Source organism: Rossellomorea arthrocnemi (genome assembly GCF_904424705.1).
Taxonomy (GTDB): domain Bacteria; phylum Bacillota; class Bacilli; order Bacillales; family Bacillaceae_B; genus Rossellomorea; species Rossellomorea arthrocnemi.
The window spans coordinates 1-13,158 of sequence record NZ_CAJGBF010000031.1; the positions used below are offsets into that span (position 1 = coordinate 1).

11 protein-coding genes are annotated in these 13,158 nt (G+C 41.0%); 8 read left to right on the plus strand and 3 right to left on the minus strand.

The window, feature by feature from the left end:
- Positions 1–130 precede the first annotated feature (130 nt).
- From BAA9072_RS22345 to BAA9072_RS22375, 7 genes are all read left to right on the plus strand, one after another.
- The gene (locus tag BAA9072_RS22345; protein WP_201716785.1) at positions 131–673 is read left to right on the plus strand and encodes a peroxiredoxin; all 543 of its coding nucleotides are present in this window, start codon (positions 131–133) and stop codon (positions 671–673) included.
- 117 nt (positions 674–790) lie between these two features.
- Positions 791–1,246, plus strand: a complete 456-nt coding sequence (locus BAA9072_RS22350; RefSeq protein WP_201716786.1) for a TlpA family protein disulfide reductase — start codon at positions 791–793, stop codon at positions 1,244–1,246.
- Positions 1,247–1,448: 202 nt separating this feature from the next.
- On the plus strand, positions 1,449–3,203 hold the full coding sequence (locus tag BAA9072_RS22355) for an ABC transporter ATP-binding protein (protein ID WP_201716787.1): 1,755 nt from the start codon (positions 1,449–1,451) through the stop codon (positions 3,201–3,203).
- Between the two features lie 10 nt (positions 3,204–3,213).
- Positions 3,214–5,037 (plus strand): ABC transporter ATP-binding protein, encoded by a 1,824-nt coding sequence (locus BAA9072_RS22360; protein ID WP_201716788.1) that lies wholly within the window; start codon positions 3,214–3,216, stop codon positions 5,035–5,037.
- A gap of 399 nt (positions 5,038–5,436) precedes the next feature.
- Entirely contained in the window at positions 5,437–6,774 is a 1,338-nt protein-coding gene (locus BAA9072_RS22365) for a cytochrome ubiquinol oxidase subunit I (RefSeq protein ID WP_201716789.1), read from the plus strand.
- Positions 6,775–6,835: 61 nt separating this feature from the next.
- Positions 6,836–7,849, plus strand: a complete 1,014-nt coding sequence (locus BAA9072_RS22370) for a cytochrome d ubiquinol oxidase subunit II (protein ID WP_201716790.1) — start codon at positions 6,836–6,838, stop codon at positions 7,847–7,849.
- 106 nt (positions 7,850–7,955) lie between these two features.
- Entirely contained in the window at positions 7,956–8,612 is a 657-nt protein-coding gene (locus tag BAA9072_RS22375; RefSeq protein ID WP_201716791.1) for a potassium channel family protein, read from the plus strand.
- A gap of 43 nt (positions 8,613–8,655) precedes the next feature.
- Here the strand turns inward: BAA9072_RS22375 and rnjA are convergent, their stop codons facing one another.
- Positions 8,656–10,323 (minus strand): ribonuclease J1, encoded by a 1,668-nt coding sequence (rnjA, locus tag BAA9072_RS22380; protein ID WP_201716792.1) that lies wholly within the window; start codon positions 10,321–10,323, stop codon positions 8,656–8,658.
- Between the two features lie 4 nt (positions 10,324–10,327).
- Complete coding sequence (locus tag BAA9072_RS22385; protein WP_201716793.1) at positions 10,328–10,534, minus strand: DNA-dependent RNA polymerase subunit epsilon; 207 nt, start codon at positions 10,532–10,534, stop codon at positions 10,328–10,330.
- Between the two features lie 969 nt (positions 10,535–11,503).
- Between BAA9072_RS22385 and BAA9072_RS22390 the strand changes: the two genes are divergently transcribed.
- Entirely contained in the window at positions 11,504–12,277 is a 774-nt protein-coding gene (locus BAA9072_RS22390) for a Cof-type HAD-IIB family hydrolase (RefSeq protein WP_201716807.1), read from the plus strand.
- Between the two features lie 55 nt (positions 12,278–12,332).
- Here the strand turns inward: BAA9072_RS22390 and def are convergent, their stop codons facing one another.
- Positions 12,333–12,887, minus strand: coding sequence for a peptide deformylase (gene def / locus BAA9072_RS22395; RefSeq protein ID WP_201716794.1), 555 nt, complete (start codon positions 12,885–12,887; stop codon positions 12,333–12,335).
- Between the last annotated feature and the right edge of the window lie 271 nt (positions 12,888–13,158).

Here is a 13,158-nt window from a genome sequence, read left to right on the forward strand (position 1 = left end):
ATATTATATTTATTATAATTGACTAAAAAAAACCAATCCTATATAATGAAAAAGTGGGTCAATAAGGACAGGATATCCTGCTTGCCTTCACAAAATTATTTTATCAAACACTCATTGGAGGGATTTTTTCATGGCAGAACGCATGGTTGGTAAACAGGCTCCACGTTTTGAAATGGACGCTGTAATGCCAAACAAGGAATTCGGTAAAGTATCATTAGTAGAAAATATGAAAAATGACAAATGGACAGTATTGTTCTTCTATCCTATGGACTTCACATTTGTATGTCCAACGGAAATCACAGCAATGTCAGACCGTTACGATGAGTTCGAAGACTTAGATGCAGAAATCATTGGTGTCTCTACCGACACTATTCATACACACTTAGCCTGGATCAACACCGACCGCAAAGAAAACGGTATCGGTGAATTAAGCTATCCATTAGCGGCAGATACAAACCACTCTGTTTCACGTGAATATGGCGTTCTGATTGAAGAAGAGGGTGTGGCACTTCGTGGCCTTTACATCATCAATCCAGAAGGAGAGCTTCAATACCAGGCAGTATTCCACAATAACATCGGTCGTGATGTTGAAGAAACATTGCGTGTACTTCAAGCACTTCAAACTGGCGGACTTTGTCCGGCGAACTGGAAGCCAGGTCAAAAAACTTTATAATTTTCCAAATGAATAAAGGCCTAACCGTTTGTTAGGCCTTTTCTTATCATCCAAAGGAAAGAATCGCCCTGTTCATACTAAAAGATATCCCAAGACTGATTGAAGGAGGCTATATTAGTGAAGCTTCGTGCACCTATGCCTGAACTTTCCGGCGCTACTGAATGGTTAAATGGAGAAGTGACAAAAGAAGATTTGGTAGGAGTAAAACCTACCCTTATACACTTCTGGTCGATCTCCTGTCACCTTTGTAAAGAAGCTATGCCGCAAGTTAACGAATTTCGTGATCGTTACAGTGACAAGCTGAATGTTATGGCAGTTCACATGCCACGTTCTGAAGACGACTTAAATCTTGACGAAATCAAAAAGGTTGCAGCTCAACATGATATCACTCAACCAATTTTTGTAGACAGTGAGCATAAACTGACAGATTCTTTTGAGAATCAATACGTACCGGCTTACTATGTATTCGACAAAGATGGTAATCTTCGTCACTTCCAAGCAGGCGGCAGCGGAATGAAGATGCTTGAAAAGCGTGTCAACCGTGTCTTGGACGAATTGGAAAAAAACAATTAAGATTCAAACCAAGTATGGAGGAGAGATCGGTCAAAAGACCGATCTTTTTTTTTGGATTCATTTTTAAAATGAATATGAATAGTTAGATTTAAGGGAGGATTCATAAAAAGTAAAAAATTCAAAAAAAGGGTAGATAAATATTTCGAAAGCCGATATATTTAGTAGTACGTTGTTTTTATGGAACATGGAGGGGAGAGGAATTATGGATACATTTAAAAAATTGAAAGCCTTTTACTGGCCTTATAAAAGGCATTTTATCATCTCAATGATTTTCTTGATTTTTGTTACTGGCATCACTGTTGTTTATCCAATGATATTACAAATTACAATTGATGATGTTATTTTGCAAGGGGAATATGGGTGGATTCCATATTTAGCATTTGGATTCATCGGCATTATGGTATTGAAAGGGATTGCTACATTCATCCAACAATACAATGGGGATCTCTTCGGGATTACCTCTGTCTACCGACTGAGAAATGAATTGTACGAGAAGCTTCAGTTTCTCCCATTCAGTTATTATGATAATGCCAAAACAGGGGATTTGATGTCACGTTTGACTGCGGATGTAGAAGCTTTCCGTTTTTTCTTATCCTTTGGTTTCTCAGAACTGCTACGCTTCTTCCTGTTGGTTACGGTCAGCTTTGGAGTGATGTTCTACTATTCACCTTCATTGACATTTGTCACGCTGGTTGCATTACCGTTCCTTGCCATTGCTGTGTACAAATTCGATAAGGCGGTCCATCCTGCCTTCCGGGGAATCCGAAAGTCCTTCGGAAAGTTGAACACGAATGTACAAGAGAATATTTCCGGTATCAATACGGTGAAATCACTGTCGCGTGAAGATTTTCAAATCAGTAAATTTAACCGGTCCAACGGTGATTATAAAGATAAATACCTTTTCACCTCGGACATCTGGGCAAAATACTTTCCATTGATGGAGTTCTTAGGGAATGTGAGTGTCGTGACACTCCTTGCATATGGTGGATATCTGGTGATGAACGGTAACCTACAACCAGGAGAGCTGGTCGCGTTTTATAGTTTGGTATGGTATATTATCTGGCCGATCATGAATCTTGGATTCACCATCAACCTTTTCTCCCAATCAAAGGCATCAGGAGAGAGGTTATTAGAGATTCTGGAAGTGGATGAAAAAATTAAGGATCATAGTGAAGTCATTCACGTCGATCGAATGAAAGGTGAAGTAGAGTTCAAGCACGTTTCACTGAATTACACGGTTCATGACGAGGCTGCCCTTGAGGATATTTCCTTTAAGGCGGAACCCGGAAAGGTCATTGGTTTGATTGGGGGCACAGGGTCCGGGAAAACAAGTATCACCCAGCTTATTACACGTTTCTATGAGCCGGAAGAGGGAGAAATACTCATTGATGGAAGGGATGTAAAAGATTATTCCTTAAAATCCCTCCGTCAGAACATTGGATTCGTTCTCCAGGAATCATTCTTATTTTCCTCCACCATTAGAGCAAACATTTCCTATGGTAGGCCGGAAGCATCCATGGAGGAAATCATAGAAGCAGCTAAACGTGCAGAGGCACACGAATTCATTTCCAGTTTGCCTGATGGATATGATACCAGACTTGGAGAACGGGGCCTGGGGCTTTCAGGAGGTCAAAAACAACGGATTGCCATCGCGAGGGCCATCTGTACAAACCCATCGATCCTGATTCTGGATGATGCTACGAGTGCCGTGGACATGGAAACGGAATTCAGGATTCAAAAAGCGTTGAAAGAAGTCATGTCCGATCGAACGACCTTCATCATCGCCCATCGTATTTCGTCCCTTAAGCATGCAGATGAAATCATTGTCCTTGAAAACGGGAAAGTCGTTGAAAGAGGAATTCACGATTTCTTATTGGAAAATAGTGGGCCATATCAGCGAATCTATGATATTCAATACAAAGATCAGAAAAAAATATTGCAAACTCAGGAAGGGTAGGTGAGAGGATTTGAGTGAAAAGAAGAAAGTGAATAAAAATATACTGAGCAGGTTCCATTACTCAACAGATCAAGTGATTGATAAGCCATTCAACTGGGAACAACTCTATCGGTTATTGACGTATTTAAAACCATATTCAAAAAAATTGTTGCCCTTATCCATTATCACTGTTCTGATTACAACGGCCATTCGGTTGATTATTCCAATCCTGATCGGGGTCTACACACTTGATAAGGCGATCAGGCAAAAAGATGAGAATCTTTTATTCACCCTTGTGGGAATTATAGCGGGACTTTATGTTCTGAATTATGTTGCAAACGTCCTTCGGATAAGATGGATGAATCAATTGGGCCAAGGGGTCATTTACGACCTGAGAAAACATTTATTCAGTCATGTCCAGTGGCTTTCCCACCGTTTCTTTGATCAGCGTTCTGCAGGATCGATCCTTGTCCGGATCATGAATGATATCAACTCCCTGCAGGAGCTTTTCACAAATGGAGTCATCAATCTCCTGATGGACGTCATCTTGCTCATTGGAATCATTGTGATTCTCTTTACATTAAGTCCAGAATTGACGCTGGCCGTCATGGTCATTTTGCCGATTATGTTCTTCATCTCAACAAGCTTACGAAAAAACATACGAAGATCCTGGCAAATGGTTAGGCTTAAGCAATCAAAGCTTAACTCCCACCTGAATGAAAGCATCCAGGGTATCCGGGTGACCCAATCATTTACCCAGGAAAAAGAAAACATGGCTTTCTTTGATGGAGTCAATACAGAAAATTTCGATAGCTGGAGAACAGCGACGAAGAAAAATGCCATGTTCCGTCCACTGGTTGAATTAACGAATGCCATTGGAACTGCTGTACTCATTTGGTTTGGTGCCCATCTAATTCAAAATGGTTCACTGGAACTTGGAGAATTCGTCTCATTCGCATTCTATTTGGGCATGTTCTGGGAGCCGATTTCACGACTCGGACAGGTGTATAACCAGCTCTTGATCGGGATGGCTTCATCAGAGCGCATATTCGAATTCCTTGATGAACAACCGATTGTAAACGAAAAGACGAATGCCTTAAATCTTACGGAGATTAAAGGGAGAATTCAATTTGAACATGTAGAGTTCTCTTACGATGATACACGAAAGGCACTTCGGGACATCAATTTGGAAATGAAAGCCGGTCAAACCGTCGCACTGGTCGGACATACGGGATCAGGAAAAACAACCATTGCGAATCTGATCAGCCGGTTTTATGATCCGACAAATGGCGTGGTGAAGATTGATGGAGTGGACCTACGGGATGCATCCGTTTCAAGCTTGCGAAGTCAAATCAGCATTGTCCTTCAGGATACCTTTATCTTCTCAGGAACGATTATGGATAATATTCGATTCGGACGCCCTGATGCAACCGATGAAGAGGTCATGAAGGCAGCCGAAGCCATCGGTGCCAACGAGTTCATTGATAAGCTATCCAATGGATTTGAAACTGAAGTCGAGGAGCGTGGAAATGTATTATCCGTCGGTGAAAGACAATTATTGTCCTTCGCTCGTGCCCTTTTAGCGAATCCTCGCATCATCATCCTGGATGAAGCGACGGCATCCATCGATACAGAAACAGAAGTGAAAATTCAAAACGCCCTTAAGAAACTACTGAACGGCAGGACCGCAATCATCATTGCCCACCGCCTATCAACAATCAGGGATTCCGACAATATCTTTGTCCTTGAAAATGGAAGAATCAAAGAATCAGGTAACCACGACGAATTGATGGAACAACAAGGTGATTATTTTGAGCTGGTAAAGTCACAGTTCAGAATGTTGGACGCGATGTGAGTCAGGTTTGGAAGCCCCACACTGATGTGTGGGGTTTTTTGTATTTGTTTTTGGGAACAACAGACAATGATGACTTACTACTCGTTAACCCCACGTTAACAAATAAACGAGTAAGAGAGTTCTTAAGTGTTGAATTTATTTAGAAACTCATCAGTACTATGAATCTTACTTCTCAAGGAAAGGCTAAGGAAGAACCTACTCACTTCCACAAAACTTCAACTCCATCCAATGAAAAATACCTCTAAAAAAAGATACGAACAAAACTTTGTGAAAAATGTCACAAAATATTCATGTTCAATACTTCACAAACTATTCGAGAGGTTTTATAATGAACCATAAGTGATAAACAGTAAGAAAGAGCTGTTTACGATAAAAGTAAATCGGTAGGGGGAGTATAGAATGGTTTTGGATAGTGTGATTTTGAGTCGGATGCTCACATCGACAACCCTTGCATTCCATATTATTTTTGCAACGATAGGGGTAGGGGTTCCAGTCATGATTTCCATAGCAGAGTTTATTGGAATCAAACGGAATGATCCTCATTATTTATTACTGGCCAGAAGATGGGCGAGGGGATTTACGATTACCGTTGCAGTCGGGGTTGTGACCGGTACTGCGATCGGTCTGCAGCTTTCTTTGTTGTGGCCATCCTTTATGCAGGTGGCTGGTCAGGTGATTGCCCTGCCTTTATTCATGGAAACTTTTGCTTTTTTCTTTGAGGCGATCTTTCTGGGGATTTACCTTTATACATGGGATCGATTTAAGAATAAGTGGATTCACTGGCTGCTGACAATACCGGTAATGATCGGCTCTTCTGCTTCGGCTTTGTTCATTACGACAGTGAATGCGTTTATGAATACGCCTCAGGGATTTGAATTGAAAGATGGAAAAGCGATCAATATCGATCCGATTGCGGCAATGTTAAATCCGGCGACACCAACAAAAGTGTTTCACGTGTTAACGACTGCATACTTAGCATCTGCTCTTATATTAGCGGCTATTACAGCATTTGCGATTCTTCGTAAAAGGGGTGGGGACTATCATAAGAAAGCTCTTCGTTTAACGATGGTATCCGCGTTGATCTTTGCATTTGGTGCTGCTCTGGCAGGTGATCTGTCAGCAAAGTTCCTTGCTGAGTATCAGCCGGAAAAGCTTGCAGCTGCAGAGTGGCATTTTGAGTCTGAAGAGAATGCCGATTTGATTGTATTTGGAACGCTGGATGAAAATAATGAAGTCCATAATGAGATTCGATTGCCAGGCTTTCTGAGTTTCTTGGCTGGAAGTTCGTTTGACACAGAGGTTATCGGTTTGAATGAATTTCCTGAAGATGAGAGGCCACCTTTGTGGGTCCATTATTTATTTGATCTAATGGTTTCCATCGGGTTTTACAGTATTTTCATTGCAGCGGCTTTCATCCTATTTTGGAAATGGAAGAAACGGAATGAATGGAATAAACCTCTGTTATGGGGGATTGTTGCGAGTGGACCAATGGCGATGATGGCCATCGAATTTGGTTGGATTTATGCAGAGGTTGGCCGCCAGCCATGGATTTTGCGCGGGTATATGAAAGTGGCTGAGGCTGCAACAAAGGCCGATGGAGTGGGCTTAACGTTTGCGCTGTTTGTAGGTCTCTATATACTACTAGGTATCCTGTGTGTGGTCGTGTTAATTAAACTGTTTAAAAATAAGCCTGCTGAGGCTGAGTTGGAACAACGATTTCCTAAGAAAGTGAGTTAATTGGAAAGGCTTTAACTAAAAATGCCGTGACCAATTATTTTGTTGAGAGGGAGGAATGGGTATGAGTTTGGAAATCGTGGGGATTTCCGTATTGTGGATTTTCTTATATGGTTATCTGATAGTGGCTTCGATTGATTTCGGAGCTGGCTTCTTCGCCTTTTACGGTAGAATGAAAGGGAAAGAGCATACATTAAATGTGTTGATCAGTCGATATCTCTCTCCTGTCTGGGAAGTTACAAACGTTTTTTTTGTCTTCTTTTTTGTTGGTTTGGTCGGTTTTTTTCCTGACGCAGCCTATTATTACGGGACAGCATTATTGCTGCCAGGGAGCATTGCGATTATTTTACTGGCCATCAGGGGGAGCTTTTACGCTTTCGGAAACTATGGTTCAAAAGACAGTATGCTCTACTTGTTTTTATACGGAGCAACAGGATTATTGATTCCTGCTTCATTGTCTACGGCATTGACTATTTCAGAAGGCGGTTTTTTGAAAGAAGAGGGTGATAAGGTTGTTTTCCTGGCCCGTGAACTGTTTACGAGTCCTTATTCATGGAGTGTAGTCGCCCTGTCCATCGTATCGGTACTATTCATCAGTGCGACTTTTCTTACTTATTATGCCAATCGCGCAGGAGATATGGACTCAAGGGAAGAATTGAGGAAGTTTTCACTTTTCTGGAGCCCGCCGACGATTTTAGCCAGCTTATTAGTGTTCGTATCTTTAAGAGAACATAACCCTGAGCATTTCGATAGCGCCATAGATATTTGGTGGATGTTCGGTTTATCATTGGTTTGCTTCTTTGGTGCATCCCTATTCATTTATCAAAGGAAAAATTTTGGGTTTGCGTTCACTCTCGTTATGCTGCAGTTTTTCTTTGCTTTCTTCGGTTATGGGGCGTCACATTTGCCTTACATCCTGAAGCCGTTCATTACGATTGAAACGAGTGTCACCAATCCAACGATGGGGATGGCTCTCGTTATTGTCTTTATCGCAGGGTTGTTATTATTGATTCCATCCCTCTATCTTTTGATGAGACTATTCTTATTTGATGCTGATTATGTCAAAGGGAACAAGTAATCCGTGCGTTCCTTCGGTGAATTACTAAAAAGGAAAGGGAGAAATTTCATTTTCTCCTTTTTTTTGTGCTAAAATATAGATTATAGAGAGTGCGGGGGGATAAAAGGTGAAAAAAGAGTTTGTTGTAATAGGCTTGGGCCGATTTGGCGGCAGTATCGTCCGATCATTGACAGATCAAGGCATGGAGGTTATGGCCATCGATCAGGATGAGGACAAGGTTAACGAATTTTCTTCCATCGCTTCACATGCGGTAGTGGCGGATTCAACCGACGAATCCGTATTGAAGAGCCTGGGGATACGAAATTTTGATCATGTAATTGTCGCAATCGGTGATGATATTCAATCGAGCATCCTAACGACTTTGATGTTAAAGGAAATCGGTGTAAAGAAGATTACCGTAAAAGCACAAAATGATTATCATGAAAAGGTGCTGCGTAAAATCGGTGCGAACCAGGTCGTCCATCCCGAGAGAGATATGGGAAGACGGATTGCTCATAATATCATTTCAAATAATGTGCTCGATTATCTGGAATTATCAGATGAACATTCCATTGTGGAGATCGTTGCCAATGAACACCTTAGTGGTAACTCTCTGATTGATTTAGATATCCGGGCTCAATTCGGTATCAACATCGTGGCAATCAAAAGGGAAAAGGATATCATCGTGTCTCCTCAAGCCGATGAACAAATCCGTGTAGGGGACATCCTTATTGTCATAGGTGCTGATACAGATATTAGCCGATTTGAAAAAAAGGTATTGTAAAACAAAAAAGAGGTTGACCCAAATGGGTCAGCCTCTTTCTTTATTATACTTCCATGATGATTGGTAAAATCATCGGGCGACGTTTTGTTTTCTCGTATAAGAATGGAGCAAGTGTATCTGTAATTTCATTCTTGATTTCTGACCATTGGGAGGTTCTTCTTTCAAGAACTTTGTTCAGGTGTTTAGAAATAAGTGTCTGTGCTTCATTAATAAGATCACCTGATTCACGCATGTAAACGAATCCTCTGGAAATAAGGTCCGGGCCGGAAGCGATTTTGAAATCCTTCATGTCGATACTGACAACGACGATCACCAGGCCTTCTTCTGACAGGATACGTCGGTCACGAAGGACGATATTACCGATATCACCAATACCGCTTCCATCGATATAGACGTTTCCAGAAGGAATCTTCCCAGCTACCTGTGCTGAATCATTGCTTAATGCAAGGACTTCACCATTATCCATGATGAAGCAGTTTTCCGCTTGCACACCACAATCCACTCCAAGCTGGGCGTGCATTTTCTGCATACGGAACTCACCGTGAATAGGCATAAAGAAAGTTGGATTCATCAGGCGAAGCATCAACTTCATCTCTTGTTGTCCACCATGACCGGATGTATGAATATCACTTAATGGTCCATGAATGACTTCTGCACCGGCACGATATAACAGGTTGATTGTACGGTTTACACTGATTGTATTCCCCGGGATTGGTGAAGAAGAGAATACAACAGTGTCACCAGGCTGGATCTGGATTTGACGGTGTGTACCGTTTGCAATCCTGGACAGTGCAGCCATTGGTTCACCTTGGGAACCTGTACATAGAATAGCCACTTCATTCGCTGGAAGGCGATTGATCTGGTTATGTTCAATGAAGGTATCTTTAGGAGCATTGATGTATCCCAATTCTTGTCCAATTGTGATGGCCGCTTCCATGCTTCTCCCGAAAACAGCGACTTTTCTATTATGAAAGACTGCTGCTTCAACCACTTGTTGAAGGCGGTGAATATTAGAAGCGAAAGTAGCGAATATAACCCGGCCGTCCACTTTGCGGAAAATATCATTGATGCTTTCACCAACTTTACGTTCGGACATGGTGAAGTTTGGAACCTCAGCGTTTGTGCTGTCAGACAGAAGACAAAGAACGCCTTCTTTTCCGATTTCAGCCATTTTGGTTAAATTCGCGGGTTCACCTACCGGCGTGAAATCAAATTTAAAGTCACCTGTATGCACAACATTACCAGGTGGTGTTTTGACAACGATTCCGTAAGAATCCGGAATACTGTGTGTTGTTCTGAAGAAGGTAACAGATGTTTTGCGGAATTTCACCACATCATCTTCCTGGATGACATTTAATTTCGCATTACGCAATAATCCGTGTTCTTCAAGTTTATTCTTTATAAGACCCAGAGCAAGCTTCCCACCGTATATTGGGATATTTAACTCGCGTAGTAAATATGGGATTCCGCCGATGTGGTCCTCGTGTCCGTGAGTGACGAAGAGACCCTTGATTTTATCTGCATTTTTCACGAGATACGTATAATCAGGGATCACGTAATCGATACCGAGCAGTTCGTCCTCAGGGAATTTGATTCCTGCATCGATCAGGATAATTTCGTCTTGAAATTGTACGCCGTATGTGTTTTTACCGATTTCACCTAAACCGCCAAGGGCAAATACAGCGGTTTGGTCATTCTTTACAAATTTCATTAAATTATTGCTCCAGCCCGAAAGAATGATGGTTTTGCTCATACTCTAAAAAAGCGCCCTCAAGCTTTTGTACGAATTCGATATTATACGGTTTGTCTTTTAAATTTAGGCGTACTTCACGTTCTGAATCTGCTTCCATGTAAAGGGATTGAGTGCATTCGCGAACAGGCACTTCTGCTTTACTTTCTTGATAAAATACTTTAAAAATCATTTTTCTCTCTCCTTATCCGTTTTCAAAAAATCTAACTTTCATCTATGATAAAAAAGTTATCAACTACATAACATAAGCGGCATCAAAGGTACCAAGACGGCATGAAAGCAAGCACCCTTCCTTGAAGGGTAACATTTCATCCATGACGATCAGCGCTTGATGCTGGAGCTAGGACATTAGAGGGGAGGTACCCTTCTAATCGGTAAAGTATACCTGTGTGGTCTGAACATGATGATGTTCAGTAATGGCTCATTTTCGCCCTGTGGTAAAAAAACGATTTTCATCCAAGAATCATTTCCTTAACACAGGGCGGCCGTTCAATGGTTCTGAAGGGCTGGTGAAACAGTTTTCACCAAAATGGTCCAAATCCTGAAGTCTTTGCTCATAATCTTATATAATAGGCAATCATTTAAATAGGAATGAATCATCTAGTTTTATGTATGTAGTAAATTATAAAGGATTCTTCCGTGTAAATAAAGTTTTTGGGATAATCCTTTACTAAATCATGACAAAGATAGAAGAGGGACTAATACCAATGGAGACGAAAAGCTCACTAGTGGCGTCAGTCCCTTATTCATTGTGCAAATGTTTGTCAGTATATCCGAAAATCAATCATCTTAGTAGTGTTTCTCTATAAAGTCGGTCTCTCTGAGAAACAAAAGTTCATGCAATTGTTTTTTTTCTAAGCAATTCTTTCCACTGTTTTAAAAGCTTCTTTCTGAGCTTCTTTAACATGGTGGATCACTCCTTATCAATAGTTTACCGAGATTTTCCTATGAAGTAAAGGAACAATAATACAGACGTCTCTGTTGTGTTACTTATATTGTACGGAATTTATGGAATCTCTTACATGGATAAGTTTGGTAAATCGTTATGTTAGGGCATCTACATTGACATTTCTATTGCAAAGGATTACCTTAAACAACGGGTAAAATAGATTAGCAATCGAATATTTTGAAAAGGAGAACGATCATGTCTAAAATAGTTTTCTTTGATATAGACGGTACGCTGCTTGATCACGACAAGAAACTGCCTCAGGCCACAAAAGAAGCCATCAGGACATTGCAGGCAAACGGAACGTATGTTGCGATAGCCACTGGAAGGGCCCCATTTATGTATGAAGGTTTGAGAGAAGAATTGGGAATTGAATCATTTGTTTCATTCAATGGTCAATACGTGGTCTTTGAGAATGAAGTCATCTATACAAATCCATTGAAGGTTGAAATACTGGAAGAACTGTTAGAGGATACGTATACGAAAGAGCATCCCGTCGTTCATTTAAATCATCAAACGATGAAATCAAACCATAAGCACCATGATTATATTGAAGAGAGTATGAACAGTCTGAAGTTTCCTCATCCAGGGTATTCTCCTGATTTTTATAAAGGAAGAGACATCTATCAGTCCTTATTATTCTGTACAAAAGAAGAAGAGGGCTTTTATCGGGAGAAGTACGCTGATTTCACTTTTATCCGCTGGCATCAATACTCCATGGATATTCTCCCAAAAGGGGGATCAAAAGCTGAGGGTATCAAAAAGATGATTGCAAAGCTCGGATTCAAGATGGAAGATGTGTATGCATTTGGTGATGGTTTGAATGATATAGAGATGATTCAATCCGTCGGAACCGGTGTCGCAATGGGCAATGCAGTTCAAGAGGTTCAAAAGCATGCAGACTTCATTACAAAACATGTGGATGATGATGGCATATTCAAAGGTCTAAAGGAACTAGGATTAATCTAAGTGATTTAACAAAGACTCCCGCTTAAGTAACAACAGTGGGAGTCTTTTTTCTCGTTCATCGTTCGATGGCAATGGCATCGGGGATCGGTTGGAATGGATTGTTCGGATTTATATGGTCATAGAACATGATACCATTCAGATGGTCGATTTCATGTTGAAACACAACTGCCGGGAGTCCTTTAAGACGAAGTTTTACTTCATTGCCGTCCAAATCCCATCCTCTAACCGTCACTCTCGCATACCTTGGAACAAAGCCCGGCACACTCCGGTCAACGGACAAACACCCTTCCCCGGAGGTTAAATAGGCTTTCTCAATAGAATGGCTGATGATCTTTGGATTGAATAAGGCATAGCTGTATAACTTTCCTTGCCCATCCGTGACGTTTACAGCAAGCATTCGTTTTGAAACGTTGATCTGAGGTGCAGCCAGTCCTATTCCGGGTCTTAGCCCATATTTGCTTGCTGTTTCCGGGTTTTGACTATTTATTACATACTCTAATAAGCTTCTCAGTGTTTCCTGATCTTCAGGGGATGGCGGGATAGGTACTTCCTTAGCCACCATGGTTAATGTAGGGTGACCCTCACGGATGATATCATTCATCGTAATCATTGTTTTTCCTCCTCAAGTACAATAGAGATAGAAATACCTTAGCCAGGTCTTCCAGAACACAAAAAAGACAGGGCCAATTAGATGATCCCTTCTCTACTTTACGTATTAAGATAATCTATTATGTATGATAATAGTCTATCATTTTCTACAGGAAAAGTTAATGAATGAGATTTAATATTAACTGGAATACTCAACATGAAATAGACATAATTATTTTAAGAGGAAGAACAGTCCAATCGACATTTTTTTCCACAGTTGTAAATCCCTATTG